Raw genomic sequence first — 16,613 nt, 5'->3', positions numbered from 1 at the left:
TCCTAACATCCAGCGCACATGATGAATACAGAACTTGTACTGTGGGTCAGCTTGGCCATTGGCCTGCTCTTTGGCATTAGTGGCCAGCTCAGTGGTTTTTGCTTTTATCGTGGCTTGACCGAGCGCTGGTCCGGGCGTAGCGGCTACAAGCTTCAGGGCTTTGCCCTGGCGCTGGCCGTGGCCCTGGCCGGGACACAACTGGCGGCGGGCTACGGGCTGATCAGTCTGGACAAGGTCCTGTACCTGAACCCCACTTTCTCCTGGCTGCTGGTGCCGCTTGGCGGTGTGCTCTTTGGGGCAGGCATGACCCTGGCTAATGGCTGCGGCGCCCGAGCTCTGGTTCTGTTGGGACAGGGAAATCTGCGCTCCTTTGTCGTCGTGCTTTGTCTGGGTATCGCCGCCTATGTCACCTTGACGGGCCTGCTGGCGCCGCTGCGCATGAGCATCGCCCAAGCCAGCAGTGTCACCTTGCCCGCAGCGACCCTGTCCGAGGGTCCCCTCCGCTCTATGGTGATTGCCCTCCTCGTCGCCGCCCTGATCGCTTTTGCCTTACTGCGTCGCCAGGACGGCCAACGCCTGAATGACCTGCTGGCCGGAGCATTTGTAGGGCTGCTGATTGTGGCAGGCTGGCTGACTACCGGCTGGCTGGGCGATGATCCCTTCGAGCCTTTACCCGTCAGCTCGCTGAGCTTTGTCGCCCCGATTGGGGAAAGCATTCAATACGCCATGATCTCCACCGGCATGAGCCCGCGCTTTACCATCATGATTGTGGTGGGTGTGGTGGCCGGCTCCTTGCTGAGCGCCCTGCTGCGTCGCCGCTGGAAGCTGGAAGGTTTTGAGTCGCCCCGCCACATGCTGCGCTCCATGGCAGGCGGTACCTTGATGGGCGTAGGTGGCGTGCTGGCCCTGGGCTGCACCATAGGCCAGGGCTTAACCGGCTTGTCCACCTTGTCGGCCACCTCCTTGCTGGCGGTGCTGGGCATTATCGTCGGTGCACGTCTGACCTGGACCCGCCCAAGCGCCTGACTCCGTGTTTCAATAAGGGCTTGATTGACGGTGCTTCAGAAGGCCCAGGCGAGCTCCGCCTGACATTCGCTGAAGCACTCTTACCGAGCCCACTGCAATGCGACAGATCCTCCTTGTTGTCGATGTGCAAAGCTGCTTTTCACCGCCCCCCTGGCTGATCGACGGCATTAACGCCCTGAGCACCCGCCTGCCTTGCGCGGCCTTGATTGAACTGCACGACGAGTCTCAAACCCCTTTTTCCAGTCAGCTAGGCTGGTGTCCGCCGCGCAGCGATCGCTGTCTGGTCGATGCCAAACAAATCTTCATCAAGCACGGCTACGCCCCCAGCCCCGCTGCAATGGAATATTTGCAGCAATGTCAGGCTGATCGCATTCTGGTCTGCGGCATTCAAACCGATACCTGCGTGCTGGCTGCCGGGTTTGCCTTGTTTGATGCCGGGCTGCACCCCACCCTGATTACGGATCTGACGGTTGGCTCATCCCTGGATCGCTCCGGCGAGCTGGGTATCAAATTGTGGAAACATCACTTCGGGAGCACGATCCACAGCAGCGAACTACTGGCTGAACTGGACCGGCAGTAATCACGCGCATGGGCGGGTAAAGCCTGACTTGGCCCAGCAACCCAAAGGTAGCGCCCACACGCGTCAAGCCACTACGCTGCAGCGAACCGCTCATCAAATCCGCCCCCCTGTTCTCTCTGCCGCACCAGACAAATGCTGATTGAACATTCAACCATCGCGCCCCTGATTAATCATTACGTTTAGCGTAATCATTCACCCATAAGCTTTATTGATAGCCCTATACCGCCACTGATATGGTCGTTTCCAGAAACCTGCAAAAGGTTCAATTACAAGGAGACGAGACATATGCATTGGCTATCCATTGCCGTATTAGGAGGCATGTTCGTACTGGCGACCGCCCTACCCATCAATATGGGGCTGATTGCTTTTGTAGGCGCTTTTCTGGTGGGCACGCTGGTGGCGGGCATGGGCGCCAAGGAAATCATGGGCGGCTTTCCGGCTGACCTGTTTCTAACACTGGCCGGTATTACCTATTTGTTCGCTCTGGCTCAGAACAATGGCACGATCAACTGGCTGGTCAGCATGGCCGTGCGAGCCGTGCGTGGCCGCATCGCCGCCATTCCCTGGATCATGTTTCTGATCACGGCCGCATTGACCGCTGTAGGTGCCGTCAGCCCGGCCGCCGTTGCCATCATTGCCCCGATTGCGCTGGGCTTTGCCCGCCAGTACGGCATCAACCCGCTCTTGATGGGTTTGCTGGTGATTCATGGCGCCCAAGGGGGCGGCTTCTCCCCCATCAGTATTTACGGTGGCATCACCAACCGTGTGGTCAGCGCCGCCGGTTTGCCCTTGAATGAAATGGCCACCATGATGGCCAGCCTTGGCATCAACCTGGCCGTGTCCATTTTGCTGTTCGTATGGATGGGCGGTTTGAAGCTGATGCGCCAGAAAGTGGACTTAAGTTCGGCAGACGTAAACGTTGCCCGCGTGGCCCATGGCTCGGGTGGTCCACAAGTGTTTGGCGACGCTGAAGCCGAAGCCTTTGGTGAAGAGCGCAAGACCGCCCGGAAAAGCCCCGATGCCCTGGTCGAAGCCGGTAATGGTGCCAACGAGGCCCCCCACTGGTATCGCGTTCTTACCTTGGTCGGCCTGTTCATCCTGGCCGTGCTGACTTTGTTTTTCAAACAGGATATTGGCTTTACCTCGATCACCATCGGCCTGGTACTGACCTTGATGGCCCCCAATCTGCAAAAACGCGCGCTGGGCCAAGTGTCCTGGCCTGAAATCATGCTGATTGTGGGTGTCAGCACCTATGTGGGCGTGATGGAATCCATGGGTACGATTGATTTTGTCGGCCATAGTGTTGCCCAACTGACCTCTCCCTTGATGGCGGCCTTGCTGCTGCTTTTTGTGGGTGCGGTCGTGTCGGCGTTTGCCTCCTCCACCGCCGTGCTGGGTTCGCTGATTCCGCTGGCGGTGCCCTTTCTGCAAGGCGATGGCGGCGTGGGGCCGGTGGGCTTTATTGCGGCTATGGCCGTGTCCTCCACCATTGTGGACGTCAGCCCCTTTTCCACCAATGGCGCACTGGTACTGGCCAATGCCCAGGGAGTGTCGCGTGATGCCTTCTTCCGTCAGCTATTGCTATACGGTGCTGCCGTCACGGTTATTGCCCCAGTCGTCGTCTGGCTGCTGTTTGTGGTGCTCTAAAACTCCCAGCGAAGCAGAAATTCAGCTGGCCCCGGCACTTTGCTAGCCGGGGCCTTTTTGATGGGGATTCTGACCTCATCAACCGGCAGTTAACACTCTCTGGTCCAACTCCATAGACCATAAGATTTGCTAGTGGCGTGGAATGCCTGCAAGGCATATTCCCTTCTGCCTCATCCCGGCGTTCAGCCCTCAGCCCGGAACCGACAAGACTTATTCCCGCCCGAGTCTCACCAGCTCATCGCCCCGCCTCCCTCTCAACCGCGTTTTTCCCTATGGAAAACGCCAAAACAGCTATGGCGCCGCATTAATTTCTGAATAAAGCCTTGAAAGCTAGAAATTCCCAACACCGAAATGAGAATGATTGCTATTATTCTGCCGTTGTTTCAAGCCTGATGCCCTCTTCCCCTCTCTGTCACCAAGAACTTGCTTACTGAAAAGCGAAGCTTGCGTGATGAGCGCAGCGTACAAGAATGGCGGACTCAATCCGTCACCCATCGTTGCCAAGCAAGCACGGCTTTTCTCGGTTTAATGATCATCAATCCAGCATCCGGAGACGGTGTTGTAGTAGGAGGCGCGTCAGCGTGAAAGAGTCATTTCGCCAATGTATGGCATGGCTGCATACCTGGGTCGGTCTGGTGGTGGGCTGGATCCTGTTTTTCGTCTTCGTCACTGGCACGGCTGGCTATGTGGACGATGAAATCACTCGCTGGATGGAGCCGGAGCGCCCCTTGCCCATGCAAGTCCTGCCCGAGCAATCCAGCCAGATGCTGGATAAGGCCCTGGCGCAGTTGCAAGCGCATGCCCCGGCAGAGTCCAAAGCCTGGACCATTACCCTGCCGCATCAAGCCCTGAACCCGCGTGCCAGGCAAGGGCTGTCCATTGCCTGGGAAGAAATGCCCCAGCCCGGTCAACGTGGCCGTCGCGGGGGCGAACAACTTGACCCTGTCACCGGCCAGATTCAGCCAGAAGTGGAACCCCGTGCAACCGCCGGTGGCACCGGCCTGTACCGCATGCACTACGCGCTGCACTACCTCCCCTACCCAGTCGCCATCTGGCTGGTCGGTATCTGCACCATGCTGATGCTGTTGGCCGTGATTACGGGCGTGGTGACTCACAAGAAAATCTTTACCGACTTCTTCACCTTCAGACCCGGCAAGGGCCAGCGCTCCTGGCTGGACGCACACAATATCGTCAGCGTCATGTCCCTGCCCTTTTTCCTGATGATTACCTACACGGGCCTGATTTTTTTCATGTCCATCTACATGCCGACCGGGCGAGAAGTCATGTATGGCGCGACAGAAGAAGGACGGCAGGCTTACTTCCAGGATATTCGTCAGCAAAAACGCGACTTCCTGCCCGTGAGCATGCCGCAGGCTCCCCTGGGCGAGATGATGCACAGCGCAGAACAAGCCTGGGGCAAGAACAACATTGCCTCGGTGCAGATTACCCATCCGGCAGATAGCCAAGCCTATGTAGAACTGCGTCGCACCGGCGTCACGGGCGTGTACTGGACCCGTGCCGAGACCCTGCGCTTTAACGCCTCTGATGGCAGCCTCATGGAGCCGGAGGACAATAGCAATGTCACCGGAGACACTCACCGCGTGCTACTGGCCCTACATGAAGGTGTGTTTGCCGAATGGTGGTTGCGCTGGCTGTACTTTATTTCAGGCTTGCTGGGCTGCGCCGTCATTGGGACAGGCCTGGTGCTGTGGACGGTAAAGCGTCGCACCCAGCATCAAAAGCGCATGGCCAAAGCCACCCCGCTTAGCGCATCCGAGCGTTTTGATGCCGCTGGCCTGCGTTTAGTAGAAATCCTGAATGCCGGAACTCTGGCCGGTTTGCCCTTGGGGCTGGCGGCCTACTTCTGGGCCAACCGCCTTTTGCCTGTGAATATGGCCGACCGCGCCGCCTGGGAGTTTCATGCTCTGTTCCTGGTCTGGGGCTGGTCCTTCCTGTATGCCTCCTGGCGACCATTAAAACGCGCCTGGCTGGAACTGTTGTACCTGACAGCCGCCGCCTACGCCTTGATTCCTGTCCTGAACCTGCTGACGACCGACCGTCACCTGGGTGTCACCATCATCCATGGTGACTGGGGCCTGGCAGGCTTTGACCTGACCATGTTTGGCCTGGCCGCTATCTTTGTCTATATCACCGTAAAAATGAAACGCAAATGGCACATTGCCAGCCTGCCTAAAAAAGCAGCCGCCCCAACCAGCTTGCAAACTGCGGGAGTGAACGGATGAGTGGACTGACTTCCCGCTACCGCCTGCAAGTGCTCTCGCGCATTGTGGCGGCCACTGTCGGCGGCTACGCCCTGGCAGCCGCTGCCACGGTGTTGCTGACTTTGCTCTGGCCTCTGCCCAAAGCCCAGGCCGTTCTGGCAGCGAATATGTTGAGCTTTGTCTGGTACACCATCGCCGTCATGTGGGTGTTCAGCACCAAAAGTGCCACTCGCGCTTGGGTGGGCATGGTTCTACCGACGGCTTTGATCGCCTTGCTGAGCGTTCTGTTGATGCCAGCAGGAGTGCTGCCATGATTAATACCAGTCTGTGGCTGAATCTGGCCGTTTTTATCATCAGCCTGGCGGGCTTTATCTGCCTGGCTTTGGCCAGTGATCGCCAGGGGGAATTCCTGCTGCATCGCACGCCCAGCGAGAAGGAAAGACGGATCTTTCGTCTGCTCGGCTGGCCCTTGCTGGCTGTGGCTTTAGCTCTATGCTGGCAAGGCTGGGGCTGGAGCATGGGCACCGTTGCCTGGCTGGGTTGGCTGACCATGGCCGGTGCCGGGTTGACCTTTTACTTGCCCTGGTGGCCTTGGCAGGAAAAGAAACCTGTGCGGGCCAAACCTGCACCAGTTGCGAAGGCAGCGCCTAAAGCGGTTGGAGCGGGCAACACTGCATCGACATCAAGTGACGCTATAGCTGGGAAAAATGGAGTGGCGGCGGCAAATTCAAGCGCTGCTTCAACTAGCGCTGGGGCTACACGTACAGAGCCAACTCACGCTGGAGTGGCGCCTACAGCATCACGGTTTTCCACACGCAGCCTGGTTTTTGCCAGCGGCCTTTTGGCCATCCCTGCCGCCTTCATGATTTATCTGGCGCAACAAGGCCCCGAGCCTGTGTTTGGCAACCATGCCCTGCAAGGCCAGATTGGCCCCTGGTCGTTTGCTCTGGCTGAGACGAATAACAAAGCCCCCATCAGCGGGCCCACCGGCGCTCATCGCAAAGCATTTCAGATTCGCTTTTGCCAGGCCTGCGACCCACATATACGCCGCGCCTATCTGCAAGTGAGCAAGCCCGAGCCTATGCCTGCGCCCCGTCAAGCTTTCAGCAACACGCGCTGGACACGAGCGGTAGAAATCGTCATTCCGCCCGATAGCGAACTGGAACATCAACTATGGCTAACCGTGGAAGCCAAGAGTGGAGAGATCTACCATCAGGCTTTTGATTTCCACCAGGTATCCCCCATGACGGCGGCGTTCATCCAGCAACAGCCGTAAGCGCGACCCGAATAGAAAGGGCCAAGATTGAACCGCCCCCCGAGTGTTGAACAACAATTCACGCTTTGGTGGGCCCTTCAAATTCCGGCCCTTTTTTATTCCTGGGCAACGCGGGTTCCTTGATGAAACACCATCTGCCAACGCCCCTGACTCTGCTTCCAGATGGAGCTGCGCAAGGATTTCTGCGGCTTTTCATCACCTGATACCTCACACACATAAGTCGCCAGGACGACATCCTCTGACAGGATGGTCAGCTTGAAGTTGCTGAGGCGGCGCTGCACAAAATCCTGTTCAGGCAGATCGCCTAGCACTTCTGCTCTACCCCACGCCGCGCCTCTGGCTCCGAACTCTACAAACTCGTCGGCCAGTAAAGCGCCAAGCGCCGCCACATCCTGACGAGTGGCACGCTCAAACAGGCGCTCTTCAAGAGACAGGATCAAGGATTCAAGGGAGTGAGGCATGTGGATGTGAGGGAATTGGGAGTGATGTTCAGCGTCAGAATCGTCAACACAATTCTTCATAAACCAGACAAAATCCTACACCTGACACAAGCCGCCACGCCACCGATATTTCTCACATTTACTATAAAAAAACACCACCCTAAACAAAGGAAAATTTTTGACAGTTGTTTTCCTTTCAAGCACTTAGCGCTTCCCGCTTATCGCTAGAATCCAGCCGTGTTAAATGACTAACAGGGCAATATCATGTCTTTATTAAAACGATGCACCGCAGAAACGCTGGGCACTTTCTGGCTGGTCTTTGGGGGCTGCGGGAGTGCGATCTTTGCCGCTGCCTACCCTGAACTGGGGATTGGTTTTGCCGGGGTAGCCCTGGCCTTTGGTCTGACTTTGCTGACCATGTGCTATGCCATCGGCAATATCTCTGGTTGTCACATCAACCCGGCTGTCACGCTGGGCCTGGTCGCTGGGGGACGCTTCCCCGCTCGTGATGCCATTCCCTACATCATTGCCCAGGTTCTCGGCGGTCTGCTGGCCGGCGGTGTTCTGTACCTGATCGCCAGCGGCAAAACCGGCTTTGATCCCGTGGCAGGTTTTGCCTCCAACGGCTTTGGCGAGCACTCGCCCGACAACTACAGCCGCAACGCAGCCCTGATCGCAGAAATTGTGCTGACCGCCTTCTTCCTGTTCATCATCATGGGCGCAACCCACAAGCGTGGTCACGCTGGCCTGGCAGGCGTAGCGATTGGTCTGGCACTGACTTTGATTCACCTGATCAGCATCCCTATCACCAACACTTCCGTGAACCCTGCGCGTTCTACTGGCGTGGCCTTCTTCCAGGGCACCTGGGCCATGGAGCAGCTGTGGCTGTTCTGGGTGGCTCCCTTGATTGGTGGGGTGATCGGCGCGCTGGTGTATCGCTTTCTGCACGCCAACGACGAGTAAGCTGCACTGACTCCTGCTGGCAGGACCCTTGAGCCGCATTGGCTTGAATCGAGCATATGGCCCGTTCAAGACAATGCGGCTCAATGCTATTTATGGAACCCTGTTATCACCCGGCAAAGCATCAGGCTTGCCGCCCTTTGTAGTAGGATTTACACCCTGCCCCGAGCAAATGGGCAGTACGCACTGCATCTGGCGATTCAACTGAGCCTCATACGTTTATCAACGCCCACAAAACCGGAGAACCCCATGAAAAAAGCATTGAATACCGGCCTGATCGCTTTAGGACTGAGCTTGATGGCAGGCGCCTCTTCCGCTCAGGCGGCCGACTGCGACAGCCTGACCAATCAAAATGCCATGAATCAGTGCTTTAGCAACGAGTACAAGAACTCGGACGCCGAACTGAACAAGCTCTACAAGGAAATCAGCCATCGTCTGAAAGATGATGCCGACACCCTCAAAGCCTTGCGCAACGCCCAACGGGCCTGGATCAGCTTCAGGGATGCAGAATGCGACTTTGCTGCGATCAACACCGAAGGCGGCAGCATTCACTCCATGCTGATCACCACTTGCCGGAACGAATTGACCCAGGCCCGTATCAAGAACTTCAACACCTACCTGTCCTGCGAAGAAGGCGATATGAGCTGCCCGGTTCCACCGGCCATGTAATGACATGCCCGACACCAAACACCCATCCACGCGCGATTTGAACGACCTTTACTACTTTGTACAGGTCGTGGACCACGGAGGATTTGCACCGGCCGGACGGGCTTTGGGCATCCCGAAATCCAAGCTAAGCCGACGCATCACCTTTCTGGAAGAATCCCTGGGTGTGCGTTTGATTCAGCGCTCCAGCCGCCATTTCAGCGTCACGGAAATTGGCCAGATGTACTACCAGCGCTGTGTAGCCATGCTGGTGGAGGCCGACTCCGCTCAGGACATCATCGAGCGCCATCGCAGCGAACCGCAAGGTTCAGTACGCATCAGTTGCCCCCTGGCTTTGCTGGACTACGGCGTCAATGAATTGCTGGCCCGCTATATGGCGGCCTATCCGCAGGTCAAGCTGGAAGTGGAAAGCACCAACCGCCGCGTGGACGTGATTCGCGAAGGCTTTGATGTGGCCTTGCGCGTCCGCTTCCCTCCTTTGGAAGACAGCGGTCTGGTGATGAAAGTCCTGGGCGAGAGTACACAGTATCTGGTTGCCAGCCCGGCCCTGATCGAACGCATGGGTGGGCTGCCCAAGCTGGACCAATTAGGGAACTGGCCCGCCTTGAGCGACGAGCATCTGCAGCGCAATCCCACCTGGCAACTGCAAACCGCAGAAAACACCCTGATGGAAGTGCCCTACCACCCCCGTCTGGTCTGCGACGACCGCATGACTTTGCTGCAATCAGCCTTGCAGGGAATTGGCGTCGTTCAGATGCCGGCCATGCTGATCGCTCCGTACATGCAGGACGGCAGACTGGTGGATGTGGCCCCCGGCTGGAACCCCCGCTCCGGCGTGGTACATGCGGTCTTTCCTTCACGCCGAGGCCTGGTGCCTGCGGTACGCGCTCTGCTGGATTTTCTGGGCCAGGAGTTCGTCACTATTTTGCATACGCCCGCCCCCTGAATCCCTGCTGCAAATAACCCAAAGCCAGCCGCCAAGCAGTCGTTCTAATTATGGAACGCTGATGGCCATATTCTTATCTATTCAAGCCATCGTTGCACTCCTATAGTCTCTTCATCACACTATTCATGATGGGGAGTACATCAACATGAACGCCAAAATGGCTGCGGCCACCGCCGCTATTCTCTGGGGCTTTACCTACATTCTGACCACAACCTGGTTGCCACCTAATCCCTTGTTCCTGGCTGCTGTCCGGGCTTTGGGAGGCGCCATCGTCCTGCTGGCATTGGTACGCAGCCTGCCGCCCCGTGCCTGGTGGGGGCGCCTGGCCGTGCTGGGCACCCTGAACACCGGCCTGTTCTTTGGTCTGTTCTTTATCGCTGCCACCCGTCTGCCCGGTGGCGTGGCCGCCATCTTCCAGGCGCTGACACCACTGGCCACTATCTTTATCGCCTGGGGCATTTTGCGTGCTCGCCCTGCCCTGACGCGGATTGGAGCCGTTCTCTTGGGTGCGCTGGGCGTGTCGCTGGTTGTCCTGTCCAGCAATGCCACTCTGGATCTGATCGGCATTGCCGCCGCTTTGGGCAGCATGTTGTCCATTGCGACGGGCGGGGTCTTGATGAACAAATGGGGTGCGCCACCTATCCCTTTGCTGGGCTTTACCGGCTGGCAGCTCTTGATTGCCGGTGTGGAACTGAGTGTGGTTGTGCTGCTGACGCAGGACATTCCAAGCCAGCTTATCCCTGTGCATTGGCTGGGCCTGTTCCTGCTGGCAACTGTACTGACGGCTGGTCCCTTCGCGCTGTGGTTCAGTGCCATCAAGCAACTGGGCGCCGTCACTGTTGCCCCCTTCATGCTGCTGGTGCCTGTGACCGCTTTTATTCTGGACGCGCTGATCAAGGGCATCTGGCCCACCACGCTGCAACTGGTGGGAGTGGCACTGGTCATGGGTGGACTGGTCTTGAGCCAGCAAACACTGGCCGTCGCACGCTCCACGCTGGAAGCATCTGTCCACAAGCCCTGAACGCCCCACCCAAGGAGGAGGCATCATGAACCACGTCATACAAGAATTACTGCGTTCACGAGTGTATTTTGTACTGGCTACTCTGCTCCTGACCTACATTTTCTGGTGGAGCGGTGTGAACAAGGTTTGGGACTTCAGCGCTGCAAAAAAGGAAATGGCCCACTTCGGACTGGAGCCCCAGGCTTTATTCGCCGTGCTGACTATCACCGTTCAATTGCTGGGCAGCTGGCTGATTATCAGCGCAAGTCGCCTGGCCTGGATGGGAGCGCTGATGCTGAGTGTCTTTACTTTGTCCACGATTCCCCTGGCACATCGGTTTTGGGAAATGCAGGGCTTGGAAGCCTTTCTGGAACAAGCTCTGGTGCAGGACCATATCAGTGTGATCGGCGGGCTGGCGGTGGCCGCCGCTTTGGCCCATGCTTACCGGCAGGCGCGCCAGTAAGCGCGGTATCAAGCGTTCTTCTTGCAAAAACGGCAGACATGGTTTGATGTCTGCCGTTTTCTTTTACAGGGCCGGTTCGGGCTGATCAGGGTCACGCTGTATATCAAAACCAGCGGCTCGCCAGGCTTCCAATCCGCCTTCCAAAGGACGTACCCGGCTATAGCCACTTTGCAGCAAGCGTTTGGACACCAAGGCCGCTGACACTTCATTGGGGCAATCGCAATACACAATAATTTCCCCGTCGGTAATCAGGTTCAATGTGGCCTCACCCAAGGCCAGGCTGATGGCCCCCGGAATACGTCCTTGCGCCTGCATCAGAGTCGAACGTACATCCACAATCGTGGGGGGCGTATCCGAGGACAGCATCTGGTGCAACTCTTGCACGCTGACACGCTCCATGCACAAGGATTTCATGAAGCGATGGCGCTGCCACCACTTTCTGGCAATGAATACCGCCAAAGCCAGCGCCAACAGGATTCCACCCACCACCCCCAGACTGATCAGCACATTCAGCAGCTCATCCACCGCCGAGCTGAACAAGGAGCCCAGGAACACGGCAGAGCCGGCCCAGACCGTAGCCCCGATGATGTCGTAAAGCAGGAAGCTTCTTCTGGGCGTCCCCACTGTACCGGCCAACACACTGGCAATGGAAGCAAAGCCGGGTATGAACTTGGCCACCATCAAGGACGGTGCCCCCCAACGCATATAAATGGATTCGGTCTGCCGAATACAGGAGTCCGGCGACAGTGAAATTTTGCACAGCAAAGCCAGCAATTTGCCACCATAGCGTCGCCCAGCCAGGTACCAGCCGTAATCCGCAATCATCGCGCCCAGCACGGCAAAACCCAGCAAGCCCCACATGCTGTACCCACCGGACTCGTGCAAGGCACCCGTTACCACCAACACCGGATAGGCCGGCACCGGCGCTCCTGCCTGCTCCACCAGGACATTGAAAAACACGATCAACAGACCGTGTTGCTCGATAAGTTGCAGAATCGATTCGACCATATTGCGAGGTACAAAAATTGCCAGACAGCCGATATTGTAGGCTGGTGTCGGCCGATTTCTGTTTCAACGCTAAAGCATTACGGCATAGCTTCCATGCAAAAAACACGGTCCCTTTCAAGGGCATCTGGCCAGACTCGACGCCGCCACTTTCATCACGCCCCTGCACTATCCCCGAGGCTGGCTCTGCAGCCACAAAACCGCTCAACAAACAAGAACTATTCTCATTAAAAGCCTACAGGTTAACGCTAGTAGTCATCGCTTTTTACCTGTCTATACAATAGCGGCGTCAATAACGGTTCAGGTGAGAGTCTTCACTTTGATGAAGCGCCGACGGAGCAACGACCCCGGAATCTCTCAGGCAAAAGAATCCTGAACCTTTGACCATCTGGAGAGAGGCACACCCGTGCCCACCGAAGGGGACCATCGCGAACCGATGGATAAGCTCTCAGGTAAACGGACAGAGGGGGTACAGAGGCCATATGGCCTGTGTTCACCTATTCGTCCGGAGCCTATTTATGAGCAGATAGTCAGGCGCCTTTTCTGGCCGCCTGGCATACCACATCCCTATTCCCATTTTTAATCGCACACAGGTCTGTTTTGACATTTCATGTCGTCAGAACAAGGAGGACTGCTGTGCGCTCCTCAGCTTATTTAGATCGGCATCAAGAAAACCGTCCTTGAGGACGGGTTGTGCCCTTTGTTTTCTCGCAGCACAGTCATAATTACGCATTTGAACGAAAAAAAATTAGGAGAACAGTGTGTCTCAGCAACATTCATCTGGACTGCAGCGCTCGTTGAAAAACCGGCACCTGCAACTGATAGCAATTGGAGGCGCTATCGGTACAGGGCTATTTATGGGATCAGGCCGCACCATTAGCCTGGCCGGACCCTCGGTCTTGTTTACCTACATGATCATTGGGTTCTTTTTATTCTTTGTTATGCGGGCGATGGGGGAATTGCTCCTGCATAACCTGGAATACAAATCTTTTGTGGATTTCTCCGCCGATATTCTCGGGCCCACCATGGGTTACTTTTTGGGCTGGAGTTATTGGTTCTGCTGGGTGGTGATTGGTATTGCGGATATTGTCGCCATTACCGGCTATACCCAGTTCTGGTGGCCGGACATTCCGCTCTGGTTACCCGGCCTGGCATGCATTGCCTTCTTGCTGATCTTCAACCTGCTGTCGGCCAAATTGTTTGGCGAGCTGGAGTTCTGGTTCGCCTTGGTCAAGATCATCGCTATTGTGGCCCTGATTGGTGTGGGTGCTTACCTGCTGTTCACCGGCTTTGTTGGTCCGACCGGCGAAAAAGCCAGCCTGACCCACTTGTGGGATCGCGGCGGCATGTTCCCCAATGGCCTGCATGGTTTCTTTGCGGCCTTCCAGATCGCCATCTTTGCTTTCGTGGGGATTGAGCTGGTGGGTACGGCCTCGGCTGAAACGGCTGACCCTGCCAAGAACCTGCCCAAAGCCATCAACAAGATTCCCGTTCGCGTGATTGTGTTTTACGTGCTGGCCCTGACCGCCATCATGACCGTCACCCCCTGGGATATTGTGGCGCCCAACAAGAGCCCGTTTGTAAACATGTTCTTGCTGATTGGCGTGGGTGCAGCAGCAGCCATCATCAACTTTGTGGTGCTGACCTCGGCCCTGTCGTCCGCCAACAGCGGCATGTTCTCGACTGGTCGCATGTTGTACGGTCTGTCCAAGAACAAGCTGGCTCCTGAAGCCTTCAGCCAGTTGTCGCGTAACGGTACCCCTCGCAATGGTCTGATCTATTCTTGCGCCCTATTGCTGTCCAGCCTGTTCCTGCTTTACGCAGAAGGCGACGTAATGCGTGTGTTCACCATTGTGACCACCGTGGCCAGCATCTGCTTTATCTTTGTCTGGGCCGTGATTCTGATCACCTACCTGAAGTACCGTCGCATTCGTCCTGAGGCCCATGCCGCATCGAGCTACAAAATGCCCTTTGCGATTCCCATGTGCTACCTGACCCTGGCGTTCTTTGCCTTTGCGCTGTACCTGTTCAGCCAAGAAGAAGAAACCCTGATCGGCCTGATGGCTACGCCATTCTGGTTCCTGGCCTTGTTCATCTGCCTGCCTTTCTACAAGAAACGCATGAAGCAAGATCTGGCCCTGGGTCTGGCCGCGCAAAACATGCGCTAAGTTGTTGAAGTACACGGCACGGCTCTACCCGGAGCCGTGCTGATGCAGTCGGGTCTGGCCTCGTTCTACAAAACCTGGCTGGCACACACTGGCAACACTCCAACTCGCTGTCCTTGGGCAGCAGAACTGGAACGAGGCTGGAGCCCGGCAGCAAAAAGCCACCCAAACGGGTGGCTTTTTTCACGCTCATTGTCGCCCCGAAAGTCTGGCTTTCACCTTCAGGCCCAGCACGATTTCCCAAGAAAATCACCCTTATTTACGCCTTATTACCCTTAATTATTAAACTCAAGTTTACGTAAGGGTAAACCCAAGTTGTGGCGCTTTAGAGCTTACTCATAGACTAAACCCGGTGTGTGGCCAATAAAAACGTACAAAAGGGACAAGCATGGTTTTGCGTCTAATCGACTCAACGAATGAATGGATAGGGAGGCTCATCTCCTTTATCGCCATTATTTTTTCCACCATCATTATTTACGAAGTGTTCATGCGCTACGTGATGAATCAGCCCACTCGCTGGACTTTTGACGTCACCAAGCAGCTATATGGGTTCTACTTTCTGATGCTGGGCGCCTACGCACTTAAACATCAGGCCCATGTCCGGGTGGATTTGCTGATCAACCGCTTTTCCCCCACCGTTCGCAAATGGACCGAGATTGCGGGATATCTGATTTTCTTCTTCCCTTTTGCCTGGGTATTTCTGACACGCAGCTACGACTTCGCCATGCGCTCGCTGGCGCAAGGCGAAACCACGTACGGCGCAGTACAGTTGCCCGTCTATCCCTTGAAGATGTCCATGGTCCTGGCCGCCGCGCTTTTGCTTCTCCAGGGCATTGCTGAAGTTATTCGTTTGTTGACCCAGAAGGAAGCCGCTCACCATGACGCCTGAACTGATTGCACTTGTCATGGGTGGCCTGCTCCTGCTTGGGCTATTCATGGGCCATCCCTTGGCCTTTGTTCTGGGCAGCACAGCCGTTATCGGTGCGCTGGTGGCTGGCAAGCCCATGGTTCTGGGCATTGTCGTCAACCGCATTTACGGCGATGTCCTGGACAACTACACGCTGATCGCCATTCCCTTGTTCATCCTGATGGCACGCTTTTTGTCTGACTCCGAAGTAACCGACAAAATGTTCGAGGCCTTGCGCCTGCTGATGTCGCGCGTTCGTGGCGGGCTGGCGCTGGCGGTGGTGTTCATCTCCATTTTGCTGGCCGCTACCACGGGCATTATTGGCGCCTCCATTACCGTCACCGGCATGATGGCCTTGCGCCCCATGCTGCGCTACGGCTACTGCCCCAAGCTGACCACCGGTGTTATCGCGGCCTCCGGCTGTCTGGGCATTCTGATTCCACCGTCCATCATGTTGATCCTGATGGCCAGCTACTCTCCCCTGTCCATCGGTGAATTGTTCGCCGGCGCATTGATACCGGGTGTCCTGCTGGGCCTGCTGTATGCCGTCTGGGTGGTGTTCGTAGCCTGGCGTCACCCGGAACGTGCCCCCTCGGTGGAGCCTGATGAAAAGATCTCCAAGCCCGCCTTGATCCGCATGCTGCTGGTGGAAGCCGTGCCACCCATCTTTCTTATTCTGGGCATTCTGGGTTCCATGCTGGCCGGTATTGCAACGGCCACCGAAGCCTCGGCCATTGGGGTATTGCTGTCCCTGCTGATTGTTATTTTCCGGGGCAAATTCAAATGGTCCATTTTCCTGAATGCGCTTTACGAAACGGGCCGTACTTCCTCCATGATTTTATTTATCGTGGTGGGTGCCACCGCCTTTACCGGCGTCTTTAATATCACCGGCGGTTTGGGCGCCGCACAGGATCTGATGCGTGGCCTGGATATGGAGCCCTGGCTACTTATCGTGGTGATGCTGCTGATTATTTTTATGCTGGGCTGCTTTCTGGACTGGACCGGTATTGTCCTGCTTTCCTTCCCGATTCTGTTGCCCATTGTGCAAGAGATGGGCATCAGCCTGCTGTGGTTTGTGATTCTGGTCGCCGTTGTTTTGCAGACCTCTTTCCTGACCCCTCCCTTTGGTTATGCACTGTTTTATTTGCGGGCCATTACGCCCAAATCCGTCAAAACCATGGAGATCATTACCGGGGTCATTCCATTCATTGGCCTGATTATTTTGATGTGCATCTTGCTGGCCATTTTCCCTGGCCTGGCCACTTGGCTACCTACCGTCCTGTACGGAACTTAAATAAAACAAGGAGACA

General features: G+C 56.4%; 16 protein-coding genes and 1 riboswitch. Of the genes, 14 read left to right on the top strand and 2 right to left on the bottom strand.

All coding sequences use genetic code 11. The annotated features are described in order from the left end of the window. Nucleotides 1-18: 18 nt before the first annotated feature. The 6 genes from OSH04_RS18930 to OSH04_RS18905 all read left to right on the top strand — a co-directional run bounded on the left by OSH04_RS18930 (nt 19) and on the right by OSH04_RS18905 (nt 6,751). The gene (locus OSH04_RS18930) at nt 19-1,026 is read left to right on the top strand and encodes a YeeE/YedE family protein (protein ID WP_266109069.1); all 1,008 of its coding nucleotides are present in this window, start codon (nt 19-21) and stop codon (nt 1,024-1,026) included. A gap of 97 nt (nt 1,027-1,123) precedes the next feature. Next, nucleotides 1,124-1,606 (top strand): isochorismatase family protein, encoded by a 483-nt coding sequence (locus OSH04_RS18925; RefSeq protein WP_035269181.1) that lies wholly within the window; start codon nt 1,124-1,126, stop codon nt 1,604-1,606. Nucleotides 1,607-1,891: 285 nt separating this feature from the next. Continuing rightward, entirely contained in the window at nt 1,892-3,253 is a 1,362-nt protein-coding gene (locus OSH04_RS18920; RefSeq protein WP_266109068.1) for an SLC13 family permease, read from the top strand. A gap of 581 nt (nt 3,254-3,834) precedes the next feature. Beyond that, a complete protein-coding gene (locus OSH04_RS18915) occupies nt 3,835-5,496 on the top strand; it encodes a PepSY-associated TM helix domain-containing protein (RefSeq protein WP_266109067.1) in 1,662 nt (553 codons plus the stop codon). Continuing rightward, complete coding sequence (locus OSH04_RS18910; RefSeq protein WP_060186954.1) at nt 5,493-5,789, top strand: DUF3649 domain-containing protein; 297 nt, start codon at nt 5,493-5,495, stop codon at nt 5,787-5,789. Before OSH04_RS18915 ends, OSH04_RS18910 begins: the two co-directional genes overlap by 4 nt. Further along, nucleotides 5,786-6,751 carry a DUF3325 domain-containing protein gene (locus tag OSH04_RS18905; protein ID WP_083053838.1) on the top strand — a complete coding sequence of 322 codons (966 nt, stop codon included), beginning with the start codon at nt 5,786-5,788 and terminating at the stop codon, nt 6,749-6,751. Before OSH04_RS18910 ends, OSH04_RS18905 begins: the two co-directional genes overlap by 4 nt. Before the next feature lie 95 nt (nt 6,752-6,846). Here the strand turns inward: OSH04_RS18905 and OSH04_RS18900 are convergent, their stop codons facing one another. Continuing rightward, nucleotides 6,847-7,212: a nuclear transport factor 2 family protein gene (locus tag OSH04_RS18900; protein WP_266109066.1), complete on the bottom strand. Its 366-nt coding sequence runs from the start codon at nt 7,210-7,212 to the stop codon at nt 6,847-6,849. A 243-nt stretch (nt 7,213-7,455) separates the two neighbouring features. Between OSH04_RS18900 and aqpZ the strand changes: the two genes are divergently transcribed. From aqpZ to OSH04_RS18875, 5 genes are all read left to right on the top strand, one after another. Further along, nucleotides 7,456-8,154 carry an aquaporin Z gene (gene aqpZ, locus OSH04_RS18895; RefSeq protein ID WP_060186952.1) on the top strand — a complete coding sequence of 233 codons (699 nt, stop codon included), beginning with the start codon at nt 7,456-7,458 and terminating at the stop codon, nt 8,152-8,154. 246 nt (nt 8,155-8,400) lie between these two features. After that, nucleotides 8,401-8,820: a lysozyme inhibitor LprI family protein gene (locus tag OSH04_RS18890; RefSeq protein WP_257113220.1), complete on the top strand. Its 420-nt coding sequence runs from the start codon at nt 8,401-8,403 to the stop codon at nt 8,818-8,820. Between the two features lie 4 nt (nt 8,821-8,824). Beyond that, nucleotides 8,825-9,763 carry a LysR substrate-binding domain-containing protein gene (locus OSH04_RS18885; RefSeq protein ID WP_035269174.1) on the top strand — a complete coding sequence of 313 codons (939 nt, stop codon included), beginning with the start codon at nt 8,825-8,827 and terminating at the stop codon, nt 9,761-9,763. A gap of 145 nt (nt 9,764-9,908) precedes the next feature. Next, entirely contained in the window at nt 9,909-10,784 is an 876-nt protein-coding gene (locus OSH04_RS18880; RefSeq protein WP_080747965.1) for a DMT family transporter, read from the top strand. A 25-nt stretch (nt 10,785-10,809) separates the two neighbouring features. Next, entirely contained in the window at nt 10,810-11,226 is a 417-nt protein-coding gene (locus OSH04_RS18875) for a DoxX family protein (RefSeq protein ID WP_035269171.1), read from the top strand. Nucleotides 11,227-11,289: 63 nt separating this feature from the next. Here the strand turns inward: OSH04_RS18875 and OSH04_RS18870 are convergent, their stop codons facing one another. Then, a complete protein-coding gene (locus OSH04_RS18870; protein WP_266109065.1) occupies nt 11,290-12,234 on the bottom strand; it encodes a rhodanese-like domain-containing protein in 945 nt (314 codons plus the stop codon). Nucleotides 12,235-12,524: 290 nt separating this feature from the next. Then, a riboswitch (glycine riboswitch) is annotated at nt 12,525-12,614 on the top strand. A 378-nt stretch (nt 12,615-12,992) separates the two neighbouring features. Here OSH04_RS18870 and OSH04_RS18865 point away from each other — a divergent pair. From OSH04_RS18865 to OSH04_RS18855, 3 genes are all read left to right on the top strand, one after another. Next, a complete protein-coding gene (locus OSH04_RS18865; protein ID WP_031232286.1) occupies nt 12,993-14,399 on the top strand; it encodes an amino acid permease in 1,407 nt (468 codons plus the stop codon). 385 nt (nt 14,400-14,784) lie between these two features. Further along, on the top strand, nt 14,785-15,285 hold the full coding sequence (locus OSH04_RS18860) for a TRAP transporter small permease subunit (protein WP_266109064.1): 501 nt from the start codon (nt 14,785-14,787) through the stop codon (nt 15,283-15,285). Further along, on the top strand, nt 15,275-16,597 hold the full coding sequence (locus tag OSH04_RS18855; protein ID WP_266109063.1) for a TRAP transporter large permease: 1,323 nt from the start codon (nt 15,275-15,277) through the stop codon (nt 16,595-16,597). Before OSH04_RS18860 ends, OSH04_RS18855 begins: the two co-directional genes overlap by 11 nt. Nucleotides 16,598-16,613: the final 16 nt, after the last annotated feature.

The organism is Alcaligenes nematophilus, from assembly GCF_026344155.1.
In the GTDB taxonomy this organism is placed as follows: domain Bacteria; phylum Pseudomonadota; class Gammaproteobacteria; order Burkholderiales; family Burkholderiaceae_B; genus Alcaligenes; species Alcaligenes phenolicus.
Note: the sequence above shows the minus strand (reverse complement) of the source record. Positions and strands in the feature narration are given on the sequence as shown.